Source organism: Angustibacter peucedani (assembly GCF_054779595.1).
Genome location: NZ_BAAGXY010000018.1, coordinates 1 through 23,262 on the forward strand (window position 1 = coordinate 1; position 23,262 = coordinate 23,262).

Sequence of the window (23,262 nt, forward strand, 5' to 3'; positions counted from 1 at the left end):
GCCGTCGACGCCGGCGAGGTGCTCGTGCCGTCCCGGTTGGTCGGCGCCGGGCTGCTGGCCGGACGTCCCGCCGACGAGGTCGCGGCCCGGGTGCTGGCGGCCGACCCCGAGGTGGCGACGCTGCTGCGAGCGGGCCAGCGGGTCGACGTCCTGGCCGCGGTCGAGGGCGGCACCTCCGCCCGCACGGTCGCCCGCGGCGCGACGGTGCTGGCGGGCGCCCGAGCTGCCTCGTCGTCCGGTGCAGGGCTGTCCGGCGCAGGTCTGCTCGGCGGCGGGTCGGGCGACGGCGACGGGGGCGGCCTCGTGGTGCTCGCGGTCGACCCGCCGACGGCGGCCGACCTGGCCCAGGCCGCGGCCCAGGGGGTGCTCTCGGTGGTGCTCGACTGATCGTTCCCGCGCGCGACGGGGTGCGGTACGTTCGGCCCCGCTGGATCTTGTCCTCAGTTCTCGAGCAGACGGGCAGACACATGGTCAAGGGCTTCAAGGACTTCCTGATGCGGGGCAACGTCGTCGACCTCGCGGTCGCCGTCGTCATCGGCGCGGCGTTCGGCGCCGTGGTCAAGGCCCTCATCGACGGCTTCATCAACCCCCTGATCGCGGCGATCTTCGGCAAGCCGGACCTGTCCGGGGTCGGGGCGTTCACGATCAACAACGCGCAGTTCTCGATCGGCGTGATCCTCAACGCGATCATCAACTTCGTGCTGGTGGCCGGCGCGGTGTACTTCGTGATCGTCGTGCCGATGAACCACCTGGCCGAGCGACGCAAGAAGGGCATCGAGCCCGAGCCGGAGGCGCCCGCCGAGGACGTCATCCTGCTCACCGAGATCCGCGACCTGCTGGCCCGTCAGGGCGGTGGCACCACCACCGCCACGACGCCGCCCCCCGCCGGCGGCATCTGAGCCCCGACCCGTCGCACGACGAAGGGCCTGACCGTCGCGGTCGGGCCCTTCGTCGTGCCGGCACTGCCCGCCTCGGCGCTGCTCAGCTCCGGCGCAGCTCAGTCCCAGTGCGGCGGGCGCTGCTCGTGCAGCCATCGTTCGTGGTCGTCCTCGGCCGGGTCGCGCGGCGTCCGCTCGCCCCAGCCGACGTCGCCGTCGTCCGCGGCCGTGCCCGACGCCCCCGACCCCGTCCCGGGCCGCGTGGCGCGTCGGCGTCGCCGTCGAGAGCGCGGCTCGGCCTCCTCGACCTGGTCGGCCTCCTCGGCGGGCGCGTCGCCGCCGGACGGCTCGCTCACGACCCGGACCCGCGCACCCGCGCGATGGCGGCGTCGACCGCGGCGTCGATCCGGCTTCCGCGCCGGGTCAGGCCGAGGTGCTGGCGGGTCAGCGCCGCCACCTCCTCGTGGGTCCGCAGCAGGGTGTCGGAGGTGATCCAGCCGACCACGCGGTCGAGGTCGCCCTCGCTGTACTCGTCGATCGGCAGCCCGGTGGGCACGCGCGGCCGCGGGCCGACCCGCTGCGGCGCCGTCGACCCCGGCGCCGTCGTGGCACCGGAGGTCGTGGCACCGGACGTCGGCGCGGACGGCGGGTGGTCGGCGTCCCAGCGCACGCCCGGCAGCGGCTCCTCGCCCGAGCGACCGCGCGCCTCCGGCTCGGACGCCGGCGTCCCGGCTGCGGCGTGGGCTGCAGGCGCGGTCACCGGGACGTCGACCGCCGCGAGCGCGCGGATCCGGGCCACCTCGCGAGCCGGGTCGCGGAACACGTCGGTCGACCAGACCCGTAGGTGCCGCCAGCCCAGCCGCTCGAGCTGCTCGACCCGCAGCCGGTCGCGCTCGCGGGTGCTGCGGACCGCGGCGTACCCCGGCCCGTCGGCCTCGACCGCCAGGGTCAGCGGGCCGTTCTCGAGGCCGACGGCGAGGTCGACCGTGGCGTGCGAGGAACCGAGGTCGCGCTCGACGCGCAACCCCTGGTCGCGCAGGCGCGTGGCCAGGTCGCCCAGCAGCGCGTCGTCGACGACGTCCTGCGGCGCCGCGTCGCCGTCCGCGGGCTCGAGCACCTGTCCGCCGCTCGCGGCGTAGGTCAGGTAGTCGCGCAGCAGCCGCGCGCCGTCGGCCGACAGGCGCGCCGGGTCGAGGTCGGTCGGCCCGAACGACGCCACCACGGTCATCCGGGCTCGGGCTCGGGTGATGGCCACGTTCAGCCGGCGCTCGCCCCCGGCCTGGTTGAGCGGCCCGAACCGGTGCAGCACCCGGCCGTGCGGCGTGCGGCCGTAGCCGACGGTCAGCACCACGGCGTCGCGCTCGTCGCCCTGCACCCGCTCGAGGTTCTTGACGAAGAACCGCTCCGGCCGGTCGTCGGCGAAGAAGGCCGCGAGCTCGGGGTGGTCGGCGAGCGCCAGGCGCAGCGCGTCCTCGACCCGGTGCGCGTGCCGCAGGCCGAGCGCGATGACGCCCAGCGACTCCTGCGGCCGCATGCGCGCGTGCCCGAGCACCAGCTCGACGACCCGGGCCACCTCGGCGTCCGTGCTCTCGACCGACTCGGCGTCCGGCGCGAGCACCCCGCGGCCGTCGACCTCCTCGAACGACAGCACCGGCGCGCCGCCGACACCGGGGAAGGTGACGAGCCGCCCGTCGTACACGTGCCGGTTGGCGAAGGCGACCAGCCGCTCGTCGCGCGAGCGGTAGTGCCACCGCAGCTGGGCGACGGGCAACGTCGCCGAGAGCACATCCAGCACCGACTCGAAGCCCTCGGTGAACGCGGCGGACGACGGGTCGTCGGCGGGGCCGTCGTCCGGGACGGCGCTGGTGAAGAAGGCCGTCGGGGGCAGCTGGCGCTCGTCGCCGGCGACGACGACCTGGCGCGCGCGGCTGATGGCGGCCACGGCCTGCGCGGGCGGCACCTGCGAGGCCTCGTCGAAGACCACGACGTCGAACAGCTCGCCCGGCGGCAGCACCTGCGAGACCACCAGCGGGCTCATCGCCCAGCACGGCTTGGCCGCGGTCAGGACGTCGGGGCAGCCGCGCACCAGGTCGCGCAGCGGGCGGTGCCGGCGCTGCTTGGCCGCCTCCGCCCGCAGCAGCGCGGACTGCTCGGCGTGCCGGTCGAGCGAGGCGACCAGCCGCTCGGCGGTGGCGCGCCGCACGCGCTGGGCGCCGCTGGCCAGGTGGTCGCGGTCGGCCTGGCCGAACTCGGTGCCGACCTGGCGCAGCAGGTCGCCGTCGTGCGCGCCGTACCGGGGGTCGCCGACGGCCAGCTGCTCGAGCACCGAGGTCCACCAGACCAGCTCGAGCTCGCTGCCGACGTCCGCCGCCGCGACGTCGCGCGAGGCGAGGTCGGCGAGCAGCGGCTCCAGCCCGGCGCCGCGCAGCCGCTCGCGCAGCGCCACGGTGCGCGGGACGACGGGGAGCGACGCCGTGCGCTCGCCGAGCAGCTCGAGCCGCCCGGTGAGCACCTCGAGCTCGAGGTCGGCGAGGTCGCCGCCGGCCGGCGTCTCGGCCAGCCGCTCGGACAGCCAGGCCACGGGCTCGGCGGCGTCCAGGTAGGCCTGCTCGGCGGCGTCCAGGCCCGGCGGCAGCTGCGGGCGCGCCCCGCGGCCGGCCAGCACCTGCCACTCCTCGCGCTGGCGGTGGGCGAGGGCGAGCGCCGCGTGCAGGTCGTCCGGCGGGGCACCGGGCCGCAGCAGCTTGCGGGCCTGGCGGGCCAGCCGGCGCCGCTGCCACCAGCCCAGCGAGATCCCGCGCTCCTGGCGCCAGTCCTTGGTCGCCGTGGCCGCGACGGCGTCGGACAGCGAGGTGTCGAAGACCGTGGGCGCGAAGACGTCGAGCGTGCGGCGCACCGAGCCGACCAGCGCCAGGCAGCGGCCCCACTGCGCCAGCGTGCGCGCCGCCGGCATGCCGGCCTCGGCCAGCAGCGCGGTCATGGCGTGCTGCGCCTGCGGCAGCGCCTGCTGCACCAGCAGGGTGACCTTCTCGAGCGCCTCGGCGGCCTCCTCGGGCGTGCGCAGCAGGGCGCCGAACCACGGGTCGTCGTCCGGGCCGGCGCGGAAGGCACCCAGGCTGGCCGCCTCGCGCAGCTCCTCGCGCAGCACGTCGAGCTCGGCGCGGTCGAGCTGCTCCAGCGCGGCGCCGCGCACCCGCACGCGCGAGCGCGGCGCCGGACGGCGGTCGGTGAGCCGGGCCAGCGCCTGCTGGGCGTCGTAGGCGGACACCCCCCAGGGCTGGCGCTGCTCGTGCAGGGCCTCGGCGTGCCCGGCCAGCCGCGAGCGGCGCTCGACCAGCGTCGCGACGGTGGCGTCGACGTCCGGCCTGGCCACGCGTCCGGCCCGCTCGAGCGTCAGCGCGATGTCGCGCGCAACCCGGCGCCGGTTGCTCGCGCCGTCGTGCAGGTCGAGCACCAGGTCGTCGAGGCCGACCGCGGCCAGGCGCGAGAGGACGGCGTCGATGGCCGCGCGCTTCTCGGCGACGAACAGCGTGCGGCGCCCCGCGGCGGCCAGGCTGGCCACCAGGTTGGCGATCGTCTGGGACTTGCCGGTGCCGGGCGGGCCCTTCACCACCAGGTGCGAGCCGGCCAGCACGGCGTCGACGACCGCCTGCTGCGAGGCGTCGGCGTCCAGCACCAGGTGCTCGGACGACGGGTCGGCGTCCCCCGCGGGGGCGAGAGCCGAGGTCGCCCCGGCGCCGACCGCGGCCAGGGCCCCCGGGTCGCCGGCGATCGCGGCGACCACGTCGTGCCGGGCCAGCTGGTCGCGCTGCGCCTCGAGGTCGGTCACCATCGGCAGCCGCGCGTACGAGAACGTGCCGACCACCAGCCGGTGCTCGACGGCGAAGCCCGGCACGTCGCGGCAGGTCTCGGCGACGCGCTCGAGCACCGGGCGCGGGTCGAACCCGTCGTCGGTCATGGCCAGGTCGGCGATGACGTCGGCGTCGAGGTGCACCCCGTGCTCGCTGGCCAGGTAGTGCACGAGCACCGGGTTGAGCTCGGCGGCCGGGCCGAGGTCGACGTCGAAGTCCTCGCCGGCGGCGCCGCGCGGGCGCAGGCCGCACGCGCGCAGGAGCACGGGCGCGGCGGGAGGCCGGGCGGCGTCCGGGGCGTCCCAGGTGGCCAGGCCGACCGCGAGCCAGCCCGCCTCGATGCCGCGCTCCTCGGCGAGCTCGACGGTCTTGGACCGGATCGCGCGGGCCCGGCGGCGGCTGTCGGCGAGCGAGCCCGGCTCGCGCACCAGCGCCGACAGCCGGGTGGGCCGGCCGGCGAGCAGCATGGCCAGTCCGCTGGGGTGGGCGTGCGTGAGGTCGAGGGTGCCGACCGCGAGGTCGCGGTACCACAGCAGCGTGTTGCGCCCGCCGAGGTCGACCAGCTCGCGCGCCCAGCCGTCGACGGCGCTCGCGACCCGCTGCTCGCGGGAGGGGCTCTCGGACGGTGCTGCGCTCACTCCCCCACGCTAGCCGTCCGGGCGGCGCGGCCCGGACACCGCTGCTGGGTGTCGGCGCTGGTGTCGGGGCCCTGACGAACCAGGACGAGCCCGGACATGGCTGACGGTGTGCACCGCGCAGGGGGGGCAAGCGGTGCACACCGTCCCGCCCAGGATGCGCCAGGACCGGTTGCATCGTCAAGCACAAGTCAGGAACTGGTCCGGTGCTGGCGCCGGGGCGTGCGGATTCGTGCCGTTGCGCCCGGTTCGGACGACGGAATCCGTCGTGAGAGCGCGTCCATCAGCGGTCCGGGGCCTCGGTGCAGAGCACTCCCGGCGACCAGGGACAATCGAGCCGTGAGCACCGTCCCCGCCGAGCGCACCCCGCCGACGTCCACGGACGTGCTCGTCGTGGGCGCCGGCCCCGCCGGGGCGGCCGCGGCCGCGTGGTCCGCGCGGGCCGGGCTGGACGTCGTGCTCGCCGACAAGTCCACCTTCCCCCGCGACAAGGCGTGCGGCGACGGCCTGACGCCCCGCGCGATCGCCGAGCTGCGCCGGCTCGGGCTGGGCGGCTGGCTCGGCGGCCGCACCGTGAACTGGGGCCTGCGGGCGCACGGCTTCGGCCAGGAGCTCTACCTGCCCTGGCCCGGTGGCAGCCTGCCGGCGTACGGCAGCGCCGTGCCGCGCACCGAGCTCGACCACACCATCCGGGCCGTCGCGCTCGACAGCGGGGCCACCGGTCTGGACGACGCCCGGGCCGTCGACGTCGTCCGTGACGGCGACCGCGTGGCCGGCGCGGTCTTCCGGCGCGGCTCGTCGACGTTCGAGGTCGGCTGCCGGCGGCTCGTCGTCGCCGACGGCGCGCGCTCGCAGCTGGGCCGCGTCCTGGGGCGCGAGTGGCACCGCACCACCGCGTACGGCGTGGCGATCCGCGGCTACGTGAAGTCCGGTCGCGCCGACGACCCGTGGATCAGCTCGCACCTGGAGCTGCGCGGCGCGGACGACGAGATCCTGTCGGGCTACGGCTGGGTGTTCCCGCTCGGCGACGGCGAGGTCAACGTCGGCGTCGGCACGCTGGCCACCGCCCGGCGTCCGGCCGACGTCGCCCTGCGCGGGCTGCTCGACGTCTACACGAACGCGCGGCGCGACGACTGGCAGCTCGACGGCGAGGTGCGCGCCCCGTGGTCGGCGCTGCTGCCCATGGGCGGTGCGGTGTCGGGCGTGGCCGGGCCGAACTGGGGCTTCGTCGGCGACGCGGCCGGGTGCGTCAACCCGCTCAACGGCGAGGGCATCGACTACGGGCTCGAGACCGGGCGGCTGCTGGCCGAGCTGCTGGTCGAGGGTGGCGACCTGGCCGCCGCGTGGCCGGCCGAGCTGCGGCGCCACTACGGCGAGGCGTTCTCGATCGCGCGGCGGCTGGCCGGCCTGCTGACGGTGCCGGGCCTGCTGCCGCTGGCCGGACCGGTCGGCATGCGCTCGCGAGCGCTGATGACGTTGGCGCTGCGGTTGATGGGCAACCTCGTGCAGCCCGAGGACACCGACGTGGTGGCCCGCCTGTGGCGCGCGGCCGGCCGCGCGTCGTCCGCCCTCGACGACCGCCCGCCCTTCAGCTGACCTCCCGCTGGTCCCGCCGGTCAGGTGGTGAGGTCGGCCGGGACGGCGGCGAGGGCCTCGGTGATGGCGGCGGCCAGGGCGCGAGCGGACGACGCCGTGAGCTCGACCGCCACGCGCGCCGACGGTCCGCGGTCGGGCGCCAGGAAGTCGAGGTTCAGGGTGTGCTCGGCCTGGGCGTGCACCGGGTGGTCGAAGTAGACCGACGCGGTGCTGACCGTGAACCAGCCCTGCGCCCCCTTGCCGCTGCCCTCGAGCGCGACGGCGTGCGTGTCGTAGGTGCACATGCGGTCCTCCTCAGGCCAGCGTGCGGGCGAAGAAGTCATTGATGAGCGCCCAGCCCTCGGTGGCCGCCGCCGATCGGTAGCCCGGGCGGTCGACCGCGAAGAAGCCGTGACCGGCCTCGGTGAAACGGTGGAAATCGTACGGCTTCCCGTTGTCCTGCAACGCCTTCTCCAGCTCGTCGACGTGCTCGGGCGAGGGGTACTTGTCCTCGTCGCCGAACAGCCCGAGCAGCGGGCAGGACAGCTGCGGCGTGCGGTCGACCAGCGGCCGCACCTGCAGCGGGTGGCCCTCGGGCGGCTCGCCGACGACGAACGCGCCGTAGCAGTCGACGGCCGCGTCGAGCTCGAGGCTGGTGGCGGCGAGGAAGGCCTGGCGGCCGCCCGAGCAGTGGCCGATCACGGCGACCTTGCCGTTCGACGAGTCCAGCGACCGCAGGTGCGCCGCCGCGCCCTCGACGTCGCCGACCAGGCGGTCGTCGGGCACGCCGCCGCGGGCCCGCACCGCGGCCGCCGCGTCGTCCGGGTCGGCGCCAGGAGCCTCGCGGGAGTAGAGGTTCGGGCAGATCGCGTCGTAGCCCATCACCGCGAAGCGGCGCACCATCTCCTTCGTCGACGCGTCGTAGCCGGGCATGTGGTGGATCACCACGACGCCGCCGCGCGGTCCGGGCCGCTGCGGCCGGGCCAGGTAGGCCTCGAGCTCGTCGCCGCCCGCGCCGGTGGTGGTGGTCGTGCCGGCGGTGATCGTGTCGTCCACGGTGGTGCCCTCCTCAGGAACGGTTGCGCTGCGCCAGCTCGGCGTACCAGCGGAACGAGCTCTTCGGCGTCCGGCGCTGGGACTCGAAGTCCACGTGCACCAGACCGAAACGCTGGGTGTACCCCTCGGCTCACTCGAAGTTGTCGAGCAGCGACCAGGCGAAGTACCCGCCGACGTCCACGCCGTCGTCCATCGCGCGGCGCACCGCCCGCAGGTGCCCGTCGTAGAAGGCGATCCGCCGGACGTCGTCGACCTGGCCGTCCGCGTCCGGGACGTCGGGGAAGCTGCAGCCGTTCTCGGTGACGAAGACCTGCGGCAGCCGGTCGCCGTACCGGTCGCGCAGACCGACGAGCTGCTCGTGCAGGCCGTCCGGGACGACGGGCCAGCCGAAGCCAGTCACCTCGTCGGCCGGCACCGGCGCCATGGCGAACGGCATGCCCGCGAAGGCCGGGTCGACGTCCACTCCCTGCAGCGCAACGGATCCCGAGGCCGCGATGCGAGTCGGGTTGTAGTAGTTCACGCCGTAGAAATCGAGCGGCGCGCCGACCAGCCGCACGTCGTCGGCCACCGGTCCGGGCATCGCGTCGGCCATGCCCTCGGGGTACTCCCCCAGCAGCACCGGCTCCGCGAACAGCCGGTTCCACAGCAGGTCGTAGAGCCCGGCCGCGTCGACGTCGGCCTGGTCGTCGGTGGCGGCGTGCACCGGCGTGTGGTTGGTGGCGGTGCCGACCGACCGGGCGCCGCCCGCGCGCAGGGCCTGCACGCCCAGCCCGTGGGCCAGCAGCAGGTGGTGGGCCACCGGCAGCACCTCGAAGCCGAGGGTGCGGCCCGGGGCGTGCGCGCCGACGGCGTAGCCGAGCGTCATCACCACGTTGGGCTCGTTGACCGGCGCCCACATCGCGACGCGGTCGCCGAGCCGGTCGGCGCAGAGGGAGGCGTAGTCGCCGAAGCGTTCCGCCGTGTCGCGCTCGAGCCAGCCGCCGCGGTCCTCGAGGGCCTGCGGCAGGTCCCAGTGGAAGAGCGTGGCGAACGACGCCACGCCGGCGGCCAGCAGCTCGTCGACCAGCCGGTCGTAGTAGCCCAGGCCCTCGGCGTTCGCCGGGCCGGAGCCGTCCGGCTGCACGCGCGGCCACGCGACCGAGAACCGGTACGCCCCCGCACCGAGGTCGCGCAGCAGCGCGACGTCCTCGGCGTAGCGGTGGTACTGGTCGCAGGCGACCGCGCCGCTCGAGCCGTCGCGCACACGGCCGGGCTCGGCGCAGAAGGTGTCCCAGACCGACCGGCCGCGGCCGCCCTCGTCGACCGCGCCCTCGACCTGGTACGACGCGGTCGCGGCGCCCCAGACGAAGTCGTCGGGAAACGTCGGGAAGTCGGCGGCGAGCAGTCCCGGGTCGCTCATGGCCGCGACGCTACGTCAGCCGAACCGCTCCGTCAGCCGGGGGTAGCGGGTGGCCAGCCACTCGGCGTCCTCGGCGAACGGCTCGCCCGCCGGCTCGGAGGGCAACGGCTGCAGCCCGGTGACCCGAGACATGCTGCCGCCCAACGCTTCCAGCGCCGCCGCCCCGACGTAGCCGAACGCCTCGGGATCGCCGACGCCGTCGTCCGGCACCAGGTCGACCAGGGCCTCGGGGTCGGCGCGCACCGCGTCGTAGGCTGCACGGCCCTGCGACACGACCCACGCCCGGAAGTCGGTGAAGCCGTCGTCGCTGAGCCCGCCCTCGACGACGTAGCCCGCGCCCCAGAGGTCCCACGTGAAGAGCGACTGCGCATGCTGCTGGTAGAGCCGCACGAAGTCGGCGACCTCGTCGAGCGGGAGGCGCTGCAGGCGCGCCAGCAGGCGGTCGGCGTGCGCCTCGACGTCGCCGTCGTCCCCGCGCGTCTGGTCGACCACGGCCCAGAACTGGTCGGCGTCCACGACCCCTCCTCGCTCGGCGTGCCCGGAGCCTACGGCCTGCCCAGCGCCCGCGCCGTCAGGTCGGGCGCGAGCGACGCAGGTGGCAGGATGGTGCGGTCGCCCCCGTAGCTCAGGGGATAGAGCAAGGGTTTCCTAAACCCTGTGTCGCAGGTTCGATTCCTGTCGGGGGCACGCGACGCGCCACACCGTTACTGCGTCAACGTCATCTGCAGCTCGTAGCGATCCGAGCGGTACCACGACGCGGCGTGCTCGAGCGGCTGGTCCTGGTGGTAGGCCACGCGGGCGAACTTCAGCACCGGCGACCCCGGCCGGACGCCGAGCACCGTCGACACGACGTCGTCCGCCTCGGCGGCGTGCACGGTCTGCTCGGCGCGGTCGACCGGCAGTCCGTAGACCTCGTCCAGCGCCTGGTAGATCGAGCCCTGCAGGTCGACCTGGTCGAGCCCGGGCAGCCGGCCCAGGTGGTACCAGGCGTCGTCGACCGACATCGGCGCCCCGCCGGCCAGCCGCAGCCGGCGCAGGTGCAGCGCCTGGTCGCGCGAGCGCAGCCCCAGGCTCACCACCGTCTTGGGCGGCGGGACGGCGATCTCGGTCAGCAGGACGACGGTGGTGGGCGTCAGCCCGAGCCGGCGCATGTCCTCGTGGAACGACGCGAGGTGCAGCTGCGAGCGCGCGTGCGGCTCGGCGACGAAGGTGCCCTTGCCGTGGATCCGCACCAGCATGCCCTCGCGCACCAGCTGGCCGACCGCGTCGCGCACCGTCGTCCGGCTCACGCCGTACAGCTCGCACAGCTGGCGCTCGGACGGCAGGGCTTCTCCCGCCGCGAGCTCGTCGCGGCACATGGCGGCCAGCCGCGCGCGCAGCTGCTCGTGCTTCGCGACGGCGCCTGCGCGCAGCGTGTCCCGGCCCACGGCGCCATCGTCGCACAGTGGTCGTGACCACCGGACGTCGACGCGCGCCCTCCGCCTTGACACGCCTCGCCGTCGCGCGGAATGCTGACGCAACTGGTCATGACCACTTCACCGAGAGCTGTCAGGAGCGCCACCATGCCCGAGCGCCGGGTCACCATCGGGTCGAGCGTCGGACTGCACGCCCGTCCGGCCGCCACCTTCGCGCGCGCCGCGGCCGAGACCGGCGTGGCGGTCACGATCGCCACGGCCGACAAGGGCCCGCTGCCGGCCGGCAGCCTGCTGTCGGTGATGACGCTGGGCGCCGAGCACGGCACCGAGGTCGTGCTGGCGGCCGAGGGCGACGGCGCCGACGCGGCCCTCGACCAGCTCGCGACGTTGCTGGAGTCCGACCTGGACGCCGGCTGACGTGGCCTCGTCGCTGCAGGGCCGCGGGGTCAGCGCCGGGCTGGTCTGCGCGCCGGTGCTGCAGCTCGTCGTGCCCGCGTCGTCCGGCGCGCGGTCGACCCCACCGCCGGACGACGGCACGCCGGAGCAGCGCCGAGGACGGGTCGTCGAGGCCCTGGACGCCGTGGCGCGCGACATGGAGCAGCGGCTCGCCACGGCGCCGACGGCCGCGGCCGAGGTGCTGCAGATGACGGCCCAGCTGGCGCGCGACCCCTCGCTCGAGACGGCGGTCGCCGGCCACCTCGACCAGGGCCTGGACGCCGAGGCCGCCCTGAGCGCTGCCGTCGAGGACTACTGCAGCCAGCTGGAGTCCCTGGGCGGCTACCTCGCCGAGCGCACGACCGACCTGCGCGACGTCCGCGACCGGGCCACGGCGCACCTGCGCGGCGAGCAGGCGCCGGTCGTCCCGACGCCGGGCCACCCGTTCGTGCTGGCCGCGCGCGACCTCGCGCCGGCCGACACCGCCACCCTCGACGGCTCGGACGTCGTCGGGATCGTCACGGACGAGGGCGGCCCGACCAGCCACACCGCGATCCTGGCGCGGTCGTTGGGCCTGCCCGCCGTGGTCGGCTGCGCGGGCGCCACGGGCATCGCTGACGGCACGGTCGTCGTCCTCGACGGCACCAGCGGGGTCGTCGAGCTGGACGTCGACGACGACCGCCGCGCGGCCGTCGAGCAGTTGCAGCGCAACGCCTCTGGCCCGGCGTCCACCGGTACGGGCCGCACCCGGGACGGCCACGCCGTCGCCCTGCTCGCCAACGTCGGCACCCTCGCCGACGCCGAGCGCGCCGCGGGCGTCGAGAACGAGGGGGTGGGCCTGTTCCGCACCGAGTTTCTCTTCCTCGACCGCACCGAGCGCCCGGACGTCGACGAGCAGACCGCCATCTACGAGCGCGTGCTGCAGCACTTCGACGGCAAGCCGGTCACCGTGCGCACCCTCGACGCCGGGTCGGACAAGCCGATCGCGTACCTGCCGCTCGAGCCCGAGGAGAACCCCGCGCTCGGCATCCGCGGCCTGCGCGTCGCGCGGGTCGAGCCCACGCACCTCGCCGAGCAGCTGGAGGCGCTGGCGCGCGCCCGGCGCAGCACCGGCGCGCGGCTGAAGGTCATGGCGCCCATGGTGTCGACGCCCGACGAGGCCCGGGACTTCGTGGCGACCGCCCGCGCCGCCGGGCTCGCGGACGTCGGCGTGATGGTCGAGGTGCCGGCCGCGGCGCTGCGCGCCACCCACCTGCTGGCGGAGGTCGACTTCGCCAGCATCGGGACGAACGACCTGTCGCAGTACACGTTCGCCGCCGATCGGCTGCTCGCCGGCGTCGGCGACCTGCTCGACCCGTGGCAGCCCGCCCTGCTCGACCTGGTCGCCGCGGTGGCGGCCGCGGGCAGGGCCGCCGACAAGCCGGTGGGCGTGTGCGGCGAGGCCGCGTCCGACCCGCAGCTCGCGGTGGTCCTGGTCGGTCTGGGCGTCTCGACGCTCTCGATGGCCGCGCCGGCGCTGCGCGGCGTGCGCGACCAGCTGGCGCAGGTCGACCTGGCGCGGTGCGAGCAGGCGGCCGATCTGGCGCGCGCCGCACGGTCGGCGGCCGACGCGCGCACCGCCGTGCTGGACCTGCTGCGGCAGTAGTCTTCTAGGCCACCCAGCGGCCGCGGTGCAGCACCCGCTGCACCGCCAGCTCGTCGTCCAGCACCACCACGTCGGCCCGGGCGCCGGTCTCGAGCGTCCCGACGCCGTGGAGGCCGAGCATCGCCGCGGGGGTGGTCGACGCGGCGCGCACCGCGTCCGCCAGCGGCACGCCCGCCACCTGCACCGCCACCTTCAGCGCGGCGCCGACGGTCAGCGTCGAGCCCGCGATGGCGCCGCCCCCGGCCAGCCGGGCGACCCCGTCGCGCACCTCGACGGTCATCCGCCCGAGCCGGTACTCGCCGTCCGCCGCGGCCGCCGCGGCCATGGCGTCGGACACCAGCGCCGTCCGGCTGACCTTCGCGGCCAGCACGAGCCGGAGCACCGCCGGGTGCACGTGCACCCCGTCGGCGACGAGCTCGACGTAGGCGTCCGGGCGCTCCAGCAGCGCGGCCACCGGCCCGGGCTCGCGGTGGTGCGGGCGCCGCATCGCGTTGAAGAGATGGGTGCCGACGCGGGCGCCGGCGTCCAGCGCCGCGCGCGCCACCTCGTACGTCGCGTCGGTGTGGCCGATCGCCGGCACCACCCCCGCGGCGGCCAGCTGCCGCACCGCGTCGAGCCCGCCGGGCAGCTCGGGCGCGAGCGTCACCATGCGCAGCTGCCCGCGCGCCGCCCGCACCAGCGCGTCGACGTCCGCGGACGTCGGCTCGCACAGCAGCGCTGCGTCGTGCGCCCCCGCGTGCGCCGGGCTGAGCCACGGCCCCTCCAGGTGAACGCCCGCCAGCACGCCGTCGTCCACGACGTCGGCCAGCGCCGAGACCCGTTGCACGAGAGCGGAGACGCGGTCGCCCACCAGGCTGGCGACCATCGTGGTGGTGCCGTGCCGGCGGTGCGTCTCGACCACCGTGGCCGCGGCCTCGGCGGAGCCGGTGTCGAAGGACGCACCGCCACCGCCGTGCACGTGGACGTCGACGAAGCCGGGCACCAGCGTGGTCCCCGGCAGGTCGACGTCCGCGGGGAACGGCGGCATGCCCTCGCCGACGTCCACGACCGTCTCCCCCTGGACGTGCAGCCACCCCGGCGCGAGCACGCGCGCCGGGGTGACCACCCGTGGAGCCGTCAGGAGCACATCAGGCACTCGTGTCGGGGCCGACGAGCGACTCGGCCTCCTCGTCCTCGCGGCCCGGGGTGCGCAGGTTCCAGCGCCGGATCACGAACCGGAAGAGGAAGTAGTACACGACGGCGTAGCCGAGCCCGATCACGATGAGCCACAACGGCTTCGTCGCGATGTTGAAGTTCAGCACGTAGTCGAACAGACCGGCCGAGAAGCCGAAGCCGTCCTTGATGCCGAGCGCGTTGACCAGCGCCAGCGAGGTGCCCGTGAGGAGCGCGTGGATGACGTACAGCGGCCACGCCACGAACATGAACGCGAACTCGAGCGGCTCGGTCACGCCGGTGAGGAAGGCGGTCAGCGCGGCGGAGAGCATGATGCCGCCGACGACCTTCTGCTGCGCCGGGCGCGCCTCGCGCCAGATCGCCAGCGCCGCGGCCGGAAGGGCGAACATCATGATCGGGAAGAAGCCGGTCATGAACGCACCGGCCGTCGGGTCGCCCGACAGGAACCGCGCGATGTCGCCGTGCACGACCGCGCCGCCGCCCGCGGGCGTGTACGAGCCGAACACGAACCACGGCGGGTTGTTGATGATGTGGTGCAGGCCCAGCGGGATCAGCAGCCGGTTGAGCGTGCCGTAGACGAACCCGCCGATGACGTCGTTGTTGGTGACCCACTCGCCGAGCGAGGTGATGCCCGAGTTGAACGCCGGGTAGACCAGGCCGAGCAGCACCGAGATGACGATGGCCGCGAGCGCCGTGATGATCGGCACGAACCGTCGTCCGCCGAAGAAGGCGAGGTACGGCGGCAGGCTGATCCGGTGGTAGCGCTGCCACAGGAAGGCCGAGACCAGGCCCATGACGATGCCGCCGAGGACCCCGTAGTTGATCAGCTCCTGCGCGGCGTCACCCTCGGGCAGGCCGAGGACGAACGGCGAGATCGCGTCGCCGACCGAGGTGAAGACCAGGTACCCGACGACGGCGGCGAGCGCCGTGGAGCCGTCGGCCTTGCGGGCCATGCCGATCGCGACGCCGACCGCGAACAGCAGCGGCAGGTTGGCGAACAGCCCGTTGCCCGCGGCGCCCAGGACGGCCGCGACCTTCTCCCACCCGAGGCCGTCCGCGCCGAGCAGGTCGGGCTGGCCGAGCCGCAGCAGCAGGGCCGCGGCCGGCAGCGAGGCGATCGGCAGCATGAGGCTGCGGCCGAACTTCTGCAGCGGGGCGAGGTTGATCCTGCGCCCTGCGGTCGCGCCCGTGGACGCTTCAGCTGTGCTCACAGTGCAGTTCCTTCCAGGTGGTTGCTGCTCGGACCGGTCTGGTCGCCGCCGAGCGACATGTGGATCTGGTAGCGGTCACCGCGGTACCGCGACACGACGTGCTCGACCGGGACGCCCGCGGCGCACGAGACCCGGCGGAAGACGAGGAGGGGCGTGGTGACGGGCGCGTCCAGCCGGCGGGCGGTGGCGGCGTCCGCCGTCTCGCCCCACAGCGTCTGCTCGGCGCCGTCGATGGTCAGGCCGTAGCGCGTGGCGAACAGCTCGTAGAGCGAGCCGCCGAGGTCCTGCCGGTCGAGGTCCGGCAGCAGCTCGCTCGGGTACCAGCCGTGCTCGAGGGCGATCGGAGCGCCGTCGGCCAGCCGCACGCGGTCGACCCGCCAAGCGGCCTGCGAGGGCCCGAGGCGCAGCGAGCCCGCGACGTCCGGCGGCGGCTCCTCGCGCCCCACCTGCAGCAGCACGGTCGAGGGCTGCAGGCCGCGCCGGCGCATGTCCTGGCTGAACGACGCGAGGTGCAGGCGGCTCTCCAGGCGCGGTGTCGCGACGAACGTCCCCTTGCCGTGGATGCGGTGCAGCAGGCCGTCGACGACGAGGCCGTCGATCGCCGTCCGCACCGTCGCGCGGGAGACGCCGTAGGTCTGCATGAGCTCGCGCTCGGACGGGATCGCGGCCTCGGGTCCGAGGTCGTGCACCGCGAGGTCGGCCAGGACGTCGCGCAGCTGCGCGTGCTTGGGGCGCGGGCCGTCGCTGATGCGGCGCACCGGGCGGCTCCTGGGCATCGCGACCTCTCGACCTCGGGGAGGACCACTGGTACGTTCTGGTCCGTACCAGTGGGCGAGCGTGCCGTTGGTCCGCCCGGTTGTCAAGAGTCGTGGAGGAGCACATGAGCAAGGCCGAGCAGATCCTGGCCGGGCTCGGCGGCGCCGAGAACGTCGTCGAGATCGAGCCCTGCATCACGCGCCTGCGCACGGAGGTGAAGGACGCCTCCAAGGTCGACGAGGCCGCGCTGAAGGGCGCCGGCGCCTACGGCGTCGTCGTCAGCGGGACGGTGGTGCAGGTCGTCGTCGGCCCGCAGGCCGACAACATCGCCGACGACATCGAGGACCTGATGTGACGACGGTCGTGGCCCCCTGCCCCGGGCGGCTGCTGCCGCTGGCGCAGGTGCCCGACCCCGTGTTCGCCGCCGAGATGGTCGGGCCCGGCGTGGGCCTGGACCCCGACCCGGGCGAGGTGGCCGTGGTCTCCCCGATCGCCGGGACGGCGGTCAAGGTGCACCCGCACGCGTTCGTCGTGCAGGGCGCGGACGGCCTCGGGGTGCTGGTGCACCTCGGCATCAACACGGTGCGGCTCGAGGGCCGCGGCTTCGAGGTGCTGGCCCAGGAGGGCGCGGCGCTCGAGGCGGGCACGCCCGTGGTGCGCTGGGACCCCTCGACGATCTCGGGCCCGGACCTGTCGCCGGTGGTGCTCGTCGTCGCGCTGGACCAGCCGGCCGGCTCGGTGCCGGCGCCGGTCGAGGGCACCGCGGTCGTCGCGGGCGACCCGCTGTTCGACGTCGGCTGAGCTCGACCAAGGCTGGGCAGCAGGAAGGCCCCGCCGTCGCCGGCGGGGCCTCCTGGGTGTCCGGTCGTCGACCGGACGGGTGTCAGATCGCGCGGACGTTCTCGGCCTGCGGGCCCTTGGGGCCCTGGGTGACCTCGAACTCGACGCGCTGGTTCTCGTCCAGCGAGCGGTAGCCGTCGCTGGCGATGGCCGAGTAGTGCACGAAGACGTCGGCGCCGCCGCCGTCCTGGGCGATGAAGCCGAAGCCCTTCTCGGCGTTGAACCACTTCACGGAACCCTGGGTCATGACATACCTCCTGGTGGTGCGGTACGGACCCGCACGTCGCGGGTCCGGGCTGCCGCGTGATCGACGTCCACGAAGAAGGCGTGCCTTGCAACGAGAAGACGCCCGCGGAAGAGATCCTGCGGGCGTCTGAGTCAAACGAGCGAGGAACTGCAACTGCAGCCGATGTCCAGGGTACCCGCCCCGGCCCGTCCGGCCCAACTCGTGCCCTCGGAACCTCGGCCGGACGTCGGCCGTTGGGCCGGGCATGAGCACCCTGACCTGCCCCAAGTGCCAGAGCGAGATGCGCAGCTACGAGCGGCACCGCGTGCTCGTCGACCAGTGCAGCGGCTGCGGCGGCCTGTTCCTGGACCGCGGCGAGCTCGAGCAGCTCGCCGCCGCCGAGAACGGCTGGCACCAGGGCCCGCCGGTGCAGCAGCAGAGCCACCCGCAGGGCCACCCGCAGGGCTACCAGCAGAGCTACCAGCAGGGGTACCCCCAGCAGCACGGCAAGCCCTACCGCAAGAAGAAGTCCTTCCTGTCCGAGCTCTTCGACGACTGAGCCTCGACGACCGGCGCTTGTCGCGGCCCGGCCGGCCTGCCAGGGTCGGGCCGTGACGACGTCCGTGCCGCGCGACTTCACCGGCTTCTCGCCCCGCGCCACCGCCTTCTACGCCGAGCTCGAGGCGACCTGCACCAAGGCCTGGTGGGACGAGCACAAGAGCGAGTACGAGGCCGAGGTGCGCGGGCCGCTGCTCGCGCTCACCGCGGCGCTCGAGCCGGAGTTCGGACCGGCCAAGCTCTTCCGTCCGTACCGCGACACGCGCTTCTCGCACGACAAGACGCCGTACAAGACGCACCAGGGCGCGCTCGTCGGCGACGGCCAGGGCGTCGGGTACTACCTGCAGCTGGACTCCGACGGGCTGCTGGTGGGCGGCGGGTTCCGCGCGCACTCCGCCGACCAGGTGGCGCGCTACCGCGCCGCGGTGGACGACGACGCCTCGGGCGAGCGGCTGGCCGCCGTCGTCGCGACGCTGCGCCGCCAGGACTTCGAGGTCGAGGGCGAGCAGCTGAAGACCCGGCCGCGCGGGGTGGCCGCCGACCACCCGCGCCTGGAGCTGATGCGCAACCGCTCGCTGATGGTGCTGCGCCGGTGCGGGACGCCGGCCTGGCTGGCCACGCCGCAGGCGCTGGACGTCGTGCGCGACGCCTGGCGCGACGTCCGCCCGCTGCGCGACTGGGTGGCCGAGCACGTCGGGTCACCTTAGGGCCACAACGACTTCTGATGGCCACCTGTCGGGCTGTCGGTGGCCGCCGGTACAACAGAGCTCTGTCGCCGCCCCCGGAGGAGCCCCGTTGCCCGACGTCCTGGTCCGCACCGCCGAGTCGCTCACCGCCGACCTCGCCCGTCGCATGCTCGCCGCCCGGCCGGGCGAGTGCGTGCTCTGCCACACCTGCCGGCTGGTCGACGACTTCGGCTGCAACGGCACCCCGCGCTTCTCGGTGGGCTGGCTCGAGCAGCACCGCCGCAGCCGCCCGGACGTCGCCGGCGACCAGCCGGGCACGGCCGACGACGGCCCGGTGTGCGACTGCTCGCTGCTGCTGACGGTCTGGACGCTGCGAGACGACCTGCTGGTCTGGTCGGCCGAGCTCGGGGCGCTGGACTGGCCCGCCACGACCCCGCCCTGCGCGGGCGCCGCCGAGGGGCGGGCCTGCGCGGTGTGGGTGCGGCAGTGACCGGGCGTCAGGCGGGCACCCGCAGCAGCGCCTCCTGCTCCTCGACGTGGGCGAGCACGTCGGCGCGCGCCGGCAGCAGCAGGCTGGCGGCGGCCGACAGGGTGTACCCCACGACCGAGACCCAGCCCGCGGCCAGCAGGCCCGCCCGCAGCGACGCCGCGGAGAAATCCGCCCCCACGACGTGGAAGAACACCACGCCCGAGACCGCGACGCCCAGCGCCGCCCCGACCTGCTGGAAGGTGCCGTACACGCCCGAGGCGGCACCGGCGTCCGCCGTGGGCACGGTGGCCAGCGCGACGTCGACGAGCGGCACGACGAGCAGGCCCAGCCCCACGCCCATCACCGCGAGCGGCGGCGCGAGCTGCCAGCCGCCGAGGTCGTCGAGGCGGTCGCGCACCACCGCGAGCGCCCACAGCACGCCCCCGGCCTGCAGCAGGCCGCCGGCCACCATGACCGCCTTGCCCACGCGGGTGCCCAGGGGCACCGCCACCGCGGTGCCGACGAACGCGCCCAGGCTGAACGGCAGCAAGGTCAGCCCGGCCGCCATCGCGGTGAAGCCGAGCCCGGTCTGCAGGTAGAGCGCGAGCACCAGCACCAGCGCACCCATCGCGCCCTGGAACGTCGCCTGCGTGACCAGCCCGGCCGAGAAGCCGCGGTTCGCGAAGAGCTGCGGCGGCAGCAGGGCCGAGGCGTCGCGCCGGTCGCGCGCCCGCTGCTGCACCACGAAGCCGGCCAGCACGGCGAGCCCGGCCGCCAGCACCCCCCACAGCCACACCGGCCAGCCGAGCTGGCGACCCTCGACGAGCGGGTAGACCACCCCCAGCAGGCCGGCGCTGCCGAGGCCGACGCCGAGCAGGTCGAGGGCCGGGGCGTGCTCCGAGCGGGTGTCGGGCACCCAGCGCAACGCGGCCACGGCGAGCACGACCCCCACCGGCAGGTTGATCAGGAACACGCTGCGCCAGCCCAGTCCGAGGGCGTCGCTGGTCACCAGCCACCCGCCGAGCAGCGGGCCAGCCACGGCGGCCAGGCCCGACACCGCGCCGAGCACGCCGTAGATCGGTGCCCGCTCGCGCGGCGCGTACAGGGCCTGCACGGTCGACAGCGCCTGCGGCACCATCAGCGCCGCGAACAGGCCCTGCAGCACCCTGGCCGCGACGAGCGTGCCACCGCCCTGCGCCGCGGCGGCGAGGGCCGAGCCCGCCGTGAACCCCAGCACGCCCACCACGAACACCCGCTGCCGCCCGACGACGTCGCCGAGCCGGCCACCGGTGATGAGCAGCACCGCGAAGGCGAGCAGGTACGCGCCCACCACCCACTCCAGCTGGGACGCGCTGGCGTGCAGCCCGTCCCGGATCGACGGCAGGGCGACGTTCACGATCGTCGCGTCCATCAGGTCCATGAAGGAGGCCACGACCAGCACCCCGGTCGCCAGCCCACGAGATCGCACCACGACCCGCTCCGTCCACTAGTCTCGATGGGACGGAGAGTTCCCACGACGAGATATCTCTGATTCGGGATCTCTCCGATTCGGAGAGAGTAGAGGAGGGACGTCGCCGTGTCCACCCGCGCGCAGGTGACCGAGCGCATCACCCAGGTCATGCAGGAGGTGATCGCCTCGAGCGTGCTCACGAACGAGCGGATCGCCCGGCACGTGGGGTTGAACGTCGTCGACTGGCAGACCTACGGCGTGATCGGCCGGCACGAGGGCGCGATGACCCCTGGCCAGGTGAGCGCGGCCACCGGGCTGCCCTCCAGCACTACCACCCGCGTGCTCGACCGGTTGGAGGCCAAGGGCCTGGTGCAGCGCGACGCCGCGCCCGACGACCGTCGCAAGGTGCTCGTCACCGCGCTGCCGGTCACGGTCGTCGAGGTGGGCGAGGCGTACGAGCGCATCCTCGACCAGCTCGAGCAGGTGCACCGCGAGTTCACGGTCGACCAGCTCGAGACGGTCGCGCGCTACCTCGAGGCGGTCAAGGACGTCGGGTGACGCGCGGCGGCGTCAGCAGCCCTCGGGGCCGCACGCCTCGGCGTCCTCGGCGCCGCGCACGCCGACCAGCGCCGGCGTCCGCTCGCCCCAGGCCTGCCGCAGCGCCTGCTCGAACAGCGCGGCCGGCTGCGCCCCGCTGACGCCGTAGCGACGGTCGAGCACGAAGAACGGCACCCCCGTCGCCCCCAACGCCGCCGCCTCGGCCTGGTCGGCCTCGACGTCGCGCGCGAACTCCTCGGAGGCCAGCACCTCCCGCACCCGCTCAGGGGGCAGGCCCACCTCGTCGGCCAGCCCCGCCAGCACCTCGTGGTCGCCCACGGCCAGCGACTCGGTGAAGTAGGCGCGCAGCAGCCGCTCCTTCAGCTCGTCCTGGCGCCCGTGCTCGGCCGCCAGGTGCAGCAGCCGGTGGGCGTCACCGGTGTTCGCCCGCTGCGCGTCGTCCAGGTGGTACTCCAGCCCGTCCTGCGCCGCGACCTCGCTGACCCGCGCGTTCATCGCCAGCCCCGCGTCGCGGCCGCCGCCGTACTTGCGCCCGAGGTAGGTGGCGGTGTCCTCGACCGACTGGCGCGGGGCGGTCGGGTCGAGCTGGAACGAGCGCCAGACGACGTCCACCGGGACGCCGGTCGCCGCCACCGCCTGCTCGAACCGGCGCTTGCCGATGTAGCACCAGGGGCACACGACGTCGGACCAGATCTCGACCTTCAGCGCTTCGCTCACGAGGGGGCCAACCGCGGGCGGCGCCGCCCTCTTCCCGGCTCAGGCGGCCAGGCCGAGGAACTCCTCCCAGGTGGGGTCGACCGCCTCGGCGCCGCGCAGCACCCAGACCGGTCCGGCCGGGGCGTGCGGGCGCACGTGCAGCCGCCAGCCCATCTCGTCCGGCGTCCGGTCGCCCTTGACGCCGTTGCAGCGCAGGCAGCAGGCCACGAGGTTCTCCCAGGTGTCCGCTCCCCCGCGCGAGCGCGGCACCACGTGGTCGACCGTCGCGGCCGACCCCTGGCAGTAGGCGCAGCGGTGCCCGTCGCGCCGCAGCACGCCGCGTCGGCTGACCGCGACGGCTCGACGGCGGGGCGCCCGCACGTAGCGCACCAGCAGGATCACCGACGGGGTGCCGAAGGCCAGGCCGGTGCGGTGCAGGGGGCCGGCGCTGCGCAGCGGCTCGCCGGTGTCGGCCAGGACGGTCGCCTTGCCGGCCAGCACGAGCACGACGGCCCGCTTGAAGGACACCACCGACAACGGCTCGTAGCCGGCGTTGAGCACGAGCGTGCGCATCGCGCGCTCCCTCCTCGCCGGCGGGCCCAGCTGGCGTGCGGGACACGGCGGCGTCCGCGGTCCGCCCGGGGTGACGGCCCAGTCGAAGGGTAAGCGGCGGCGTGCCGTCAGGTCACGCACATTGCGCGCCCGGCCGACGTCCGAGTGCCGGGACGACGACGGGCCCGGCACCACGGGGGTGCCGGGCCCGGTCGTCGGGGCGCGCTGGTCAGCCGACGACGCGGCCGTACGTGGCGCTGCTGGAGTAGACCGCCCGCTTGCTCACCGACTCGCCGGTGCGCGGGGAGTCCCACATCATGCCGTTGCCGGCGTAGATGCCGACGTGGCCGGGGAAGAAGACCAGGTCGCCCGGGACGGCCTCGGCGCGCGAGATGCGCGTGGTGGCCGCGCGCTGGGCGCTCGAGGTGCGGGGCAGGCTGATGCCGACCTGGTTGAAGACGTACCCGGTGTAGCCCGAGCAGTCGAAGCCGTTGGGCGTGGTGCCGCCGTACTGGTACGGGGTGCCGGCGTAGCGGGCGGCGATCGCCATGACCGCCGCGCCGAACTCGGCCGAGCCCGGGTCGCCGGCCTTGATGTGCACCGGCGCGGGGATCTCGCGGCGCTCGGTGCTGCGGCTGACCTTCTGGACGGCGCGCTGGATCTGCACCACCGGCTTGGGCTTCGGCTTCGGCTTGGCCTTGGCGGTGAAGCCGATCTCGCCGAACTCCGGGGCCTTGGCGACGCCGCTGGTGAGCGCGGCGGGGACGCCGGACGCCTGCTGGGTCGTGGCCTCGGCGGTGTTCGCCGCGGTGTCGACCGTCGCCGGGGTCGCGGCGTGGGCCTGCAGACCGAGCGAGGCGACCAGACCGCTGGAGACCGCGATGACGGCGCCGGTCTTGGCGACGGCGCCGGACGGCGTCTGGGCGATGGCGAGGACGGGGGACGCAGAACGCGCAGGCGCCCGATGGCGCCCGGTGCTACGGGTCGTCACGTGGAAGTGCCTCTCTGACGCCTTCGAGGTGAGCTGTCGGGTTCGGGTGGAGAGTGATCACCCGGCCACGTCGCGCCACGACCCGCAGGTCGTGCCGCTCGGTGGCTTCACCCCGAGGACGGTCGCGGCTGGCTGCTGCGTTCGTCCGGAAGTGGGTCCCCCGCCTCTGCCAGACGGTGTCGTACGAGGCCTCGGTACGTGGTGGCA

General features: G+C 75.0%; 24 protein-coding genes, 1 tRNA gene, 2 pseudogenes and 1 riboswitch. Of the genes and pseudogenes, 12 read left to right on the forward strand and 15 right to left on the reverse strand.

Annotated features, from left to right (window positions below; genetic code table 11):
• A pseudogene (locus ACYVJ4_RS04655) lies at positions 1–387 on the forward strand (hypothetical protein); the annotation flags it as partial.
• A gap of 80 nt (positions 388–467) precedes the next feature.
• Entirely contained in the window at positions 468–899 is a 432-nt protein-coding gene (gene mscL / locus ACYVJ4_RS04660; RefSeq protein WP_460458946.1) for a large conductance mechanosensitive channel protein MscL, read from the forward strand.
• Between the two features lie 98 nt (positions 900–997).
• Here mscL and ACYVJ4_RS04665 read toward each other — a convergent pair whose 3' ends face one another.
• Together ACYVJ4_RS04665 and ACYVJ4_RS04670 are read right to left on the reverse strand one after the other, a co-directional pair.
• The gene (locus ACYVJ4_RS04665) at positions 998–1,234 is read right to left on the reverse strand and encodes a hypothetical protein (protein ID WP_460458947.1); all 237 of its coding nucleotides are present in this window, start codon (positions 1,232–1,234) and stop codon (positions 998–1,000) included.
• Entirely contained in the window at positions 1,231–5,367 is a 4,137-nt protein-coding gene (locus tag ACYVJ4_RS04670; RefSeq protein WP_460458948.1) for an AAA domain-containing protein, read from the reverse strand. Before ACYVJ4_RS04670 ends, ACYVJ4_RS04665 begins: the two co-directional genes overlap by 4 nt.
• 336 nt (positions 5,368–5,703) lie before the next feature.
• Here ACYVJ4_RS04670 and ACYVJ4_RS04675 point away from each other — a divergent pair, with 336 nt between their 5' ends.
• Positions 5,704–6,960, forward strand: a complete 1,257-nt coding sequence (locus tag ACYVJ4_RS04675; RefSeq protein ID WP_460458949.1) for a geranylgeranyl reductase family protein — start codon at positions 5,704–5,706, stop codon at positions 6,958–6,960.
• Positions 6,961–6,980: 20 nt separating this feature from the next.
• Here the strand turns inward: ACYVJ4_RS04675 and ACYVJ4_RS04680 are convergent, their stop codons facing one another.
• The 4 genes and pseudogenes from ACYVJ4_RS04680 to ACYVJ4_RS04695 all read right to left on the reverse strand — a co-directional run bounded on the left by ACYVJ4_RS04680 (position 6,981) and on the right by ACYVJ4_RS04695 (position 9,910).
• The gene (locus ACYVJ4_RS04680; protein ID WP_460458950.1) at positions 6,981–7,244 is read right to left on the reverse strand and encodes a DUF6295 family protein; all 264 of its coding nucleotides are present in this window, start codon (positions 7,242–7,244) and stop codon (positions 6,981–6,983) included.
• 10 nt (positions 7,245–7,254) lie between these two features.
• Entirely contained in the window at positions 7,255–7,995 is a 741-nt protein-coding gene (locus ACYVJ4_RS04685; RefSeq protein ID WP_460458951.1) for a dienelactone hydrolase family protein, read from the reverse strand.
• Positions 7,996–8,008: 13 nt separating this feature from the next.
• Positions 8,009–9,394: pseudogene (locus tag ACYVJ4_RS04690) on the reverse strand (GH1 family beta-glucosidase).
• Positions 9,395–9,409: 15 nt separating this feature from the next.
• On the reverse strand, positions 9,410–9,910 hold the full coding sequence (locus ACYVJ4_RS04695) for a DUF4240 domain-containing protein (RefSeq protein WP_460458952.1): 501 nt from the start codon (positions 9,908–9,910) through the stop codon (positions 9,410–9,412).
• A gap of 98 nt (positions 9,911–10,008) precedes the next feature.
• Here ACYVJ4_RS04695 and ACYVJ4_RS04700 point away from each other — a divergent pair.
• Positions 10,009–10,081, forward strand: a tRNA-Arg gene (locus tag ACYVJ4_RS04700).
• A 17-nt stretch (positions 10,082–10,098) separates the two neighbouring features.
• Here the strand turns inward: ACYVJ4_RS04700 and ACYVJ4_RS04705 are convergent.
• Entirely contained in the window at positions 10,099–10,821 is a 723-nt protein-coding gene (locus ACYVJ4_RS04705) for a GntR family transcriptional regulator (protein WP_460458953.1), read from the reverse strand.
• Between the two features lie 135 nt (positions 10,822–10,956).
• Here ACYVJ4_RS04705 and ACYVJ4_RS04710 point away from each other — a divergent pair, with 135 nt between their 5' ends.
• Positions 10,957–11,226: an HPr family phosphocarrier protein gene (locus tag ACYVJ4_RS04710; protein ID WP_460458954.1), complete on the forward strand. Its 270-nt coding sequence runs from the start codon at positions 10,957–10,959 to the stop codon at positions 11,224–11,226.
• A gap of 1 nt (position 11,227) precedes the next feature.
• Positions 11,228–12,889 (forward strand): phosphoenolpyruvate--protein phosphotransferase, encoded by a 1,662-nt coding sequence (ptsP, locus tag ACYVJ4_RS04715; RefSeq protein WP_460458955.1) that lies wholly within the window; start codon positions 11,228–11,230, stop codon positions 12,887–12,889.
• A 4-nt stretch (positions 12,890–12,893) separates the two neighbouring features.
• On the opposite strand, the gene nagA is transcribed toward ptsP, so the two are convergent.
• The 3 genes from nagA to ACYVJ4_RS04730 are packed head-to-tail and all read right to left on the reverse strand — an operon-like array spanning position 12,894 to position 16,031.
• On the reverse strand, positions 12,894–13,994 hold the full coding sequence (gene nagA / locus ACYVJ4_RS04720; RefSeq protein ID WP_460458956.1) for an N-acetylglucosamine-6-phosphate deacetylase: 1,101 nt from the start codon (positions 13,992–13,994) through the stop codon (positions 12,894–12,896).
• Positions 13,995–14,016: 22 nt separating this feature from the next.
• Positions 14,017–15,273, reverse strand: a complete 1,257-nt coding sequence (locus ACYVJ4_RS04725) for a PTS transporter subunit EIIC (RefSeq protein ID WP_460458957.1) — start codon at positions 15,271–15,273, stop codon at positions 14,017–14,019.
• Positions 15,270–16,031, reverse strand: coding sequence for a GntR family transcriptional regulator (locus ACYVJ4_RS04730; RefSeq protein WP_460458958.1), 762 nt, complete (start codon positions 16,029–16,031; stop codon positions 15,270–15,272). The genes ACYVJ4_RS04725 and ACYVJ4_RS04730 overlap by 4 nt, the downstream gene beginning before the upstream one ends.
• 122 nt (positions 16,032–16,153) lie before the next feature.
• Here ACYVJ4_RS04730 and ACYVJ4_RS04735 point away from each other — a divergent pair, with 122 nt between their 5' ends.
• On the forward strand, positions 16,154–16,384 hold the full coding sequence (locus tag ACYVJ4_RS04735) for a PTS transporter subunit EIIB (RefSeq protein WP_460458959.1): 231 nt from the start codon (positions 16,154–16,156) through the stop codon (positions 16,382–16,384).
• Complete coding sequence (locus ACYVJ4_RS04740) at positions 16,381–16,830, forward strand: PTS sugar transporter subunit IIA (protein ID WP_460458960.1); 450 nt, start codon at positions 16,381–16,383, stop codon at positions 16,828–16,830. The genes ACYVJ4_RS04735 and ACYVJ4_RS04740 overlap by 4 nt, the downstream gene beginning before the upstream one ends.
• Positions 16,831–16,912: 82 nt before the next feature.
• Here ACYVJ4_RS04740 and ACYVJ4_RS04745 read toward each other — a convergent pair whose 3' ends face one another.
• Entirely contained in the window at positions 16,913–17,116 is a 204-nt protein-coding gene (locus tag ACYVJ4_RS04745) for a cold-shock protein (RefSeq protein ID WP_460458961.1), read from the reverse strand.
• A gap of 244 nt (positions 17,117–17,360) precedes the next feature.
• On the opposite strand from ACYVJ4_RS04745, the gene ACYVJ4_RS04750 reads away from it, so the two are divergent.
• The 3 genes from ACYVJ4_RS04750 to ACYVJ4_RS04760 all read left to right on the forward strand — a co-directional run bounded on the left by ACYVJ4_RS04750 (position 17,361) and on the right by ACYVJ4_RS04760 (position 18,829).
• Positions 17,361–17,654 carry a TFIIB-type zinc ribbon-containing protein gene (locus tag ACYVJ4_RS04750; protein WP_460458962.1) on the forward strand — a complete coding sequence of 98 codons (294 nt, stop codon included), beginning with the start codon at positions 17,361–17,363 and terminating at the stop codon, positions 17,652–17,654.
• Between the two features lie 52 nt (positions 17,655–17,706).
• Positions 17,707–18,360, forward strand: coding sequence for a DUF2461 domain-containing protein (locus ACYVJ4_RS04755; protein WP_460458963.1), 654 nt, complete (start codon positions 17,707–17,709; stop codon positions 18,358–18,360).
• Between the two features lie 88 nt (positions 18,361–18,448).
• On the forward strand, positions 18,449–18,829 hold the full coding sequence (locus tag ACYVJ4_RS04760) for a hypothetical protein (protein WP_460458964.1): 381 nt from the start codon (positions 18,449–18,451) through the stop codon (positions 18,827–18,829).
• A 7-nt stretch (positions 18,830–18,836) separates the two neighbouring features.
• Here the strand turns inward: ACYVJ4_RS04760 and ACYVJ4_RS04765 are convergent, their stop codons facing one another.
• A complete protein-coding gene (locus tag ACYVJ4_RS04765; protein ID WP_460458965.1) occupies positions 18,837–20,279 on the reverse strand; it encodes an MFS transporter in 1,443 nt (480 codons plus the stop codon).
• 105 nt (positions 20,280–20,384) lie between these two features.
• On the opposite strand from ACYVJ4_RS04765, the gene ACYVJ4_RS04770 reads away from it, so the two are divergent.
• Positions 20,385–20,816, forward strand: a complete 432-nt coding sequence (locus ACYVJ4_RS04770) for a MarR family winged helix-turn-helix transcriptional regulator (protein WP_460458966.1) — start codon at positions 20,385–20,387, stop codon at positions 20,814–20,816.
• 12 nt (positions 20,817–20,828) lie between these two features.
• Here the strand turns inward: ACYVJ4_RS04770 and ACYVJ4_RS04775 are convergent, their stop codons facing one another.
• The 3 genes from ACYVJ4_RS04775 to ACYVJ4_RS04785 all read right to left on the reverse strand — a co-directional run bounded on the left by ACYVJ4_RS04775 (position 20,829) and on the right by ACYVJ4_RS04785 (position 23,055).
• Positions 20,829–21,533, reverse strand: a complete 705-nt coding sequence (locus tag ACYVJ4_RS04775) for a DsbA family oxidoreductase (RefSeq protein ID WP_460458967.1) — start codon at positions 21,531–21,533, stop codon at positions 20,829–20,831.
• Between the two features lie 39 nt (positions 21,534–21,572).
• Positions 21,573–22,085 carry an HNH endonuclease gene (locus ACYVJ4_RS04780; RefSeq protein ID WP_460458968.1) on the reverse strand — a complete coding sequence of 171 codons (513 nt, stop codon included), beginning with the start codon at positions 22,083–22,085 and terminating at the stop codon, positions 21,573–21,575.
• A 208-nt stretch (positions 22,086–22,293) separates the two neighbouring features.
• A complete protein-coding gene (locus ACYVJ4_RS04785; protein ID WP_460458969.1) occupies positions 22,294–23,055 on the reverse strand; it encodes a C40 family peptidase in 762 nt (253 codons plus the stop codon).
• 3 nt (positions 23,056–23,058) lie between these two features.
• Positions 23,059–23,244, reverse strand: a riboswitch (cyclic di-AMP (ydaO/yuaA leader).
• Between the last annotated feature and the right edge of the window lie 18 nt (positions 23,245–23,262).

Excerpts from the sequence above, each read along its gene's own strand:
- ACYVJ4_RS04780 (WP_460458968.1), bottom strand. The coding sequence starts at position 22,085 with ATGCGCACGCTCGTGCTCAACGCCGGCTACGAGCCGTTGTCGGTGGTG.
- ACYVJ4_RS04680 (WP_460458950.1), bottom strand. The coding sequence starts at position 7,244 with ATGTGCACCTACGACACGCACGCCGTCGCGCTCGAGGGCAGCGGCAAG.
- ACYVJ4_RS04710 (WP_460458954.1), top strand. The coding sequence starts at position 10,957 with ATGCCCGAGCGCCGGGTCACCATCGGGTCGAGCGTCGGACTGCACGCC.
- ACYVJ4_RS04750 (WP_460458962.1), top strand. The coding sequence starts at position 17,361 with ATGAGCACCCTGACCTGCCCCAAGTGCCAGAGCGAGATGCGCAGCTAC.
- ACYVJ4_RS04735 (WP_460458959.1), top strand. The coding sequence starts at position 16,154 with ATGAGCAAGGCCGAGCAGATCCTGGCCGGGCTCGGCGGCGCCGAGAAC.
- ACYVJ4_RS04745 (WP_460458961.1), bottom strand. The coding sequence starts at position 17,116 with ATGACCCAGGGTTCCGTGAAGTGGTTCAACGCCGAGAAGGGCTTCGGC.
- mscL (WP_460458946.1), top strand. The coding sequence starts at position 468 with ATGGTCAAGGGCTTCAAGGACTTCCTGATGCGGGGCAACGTCGTCGAC.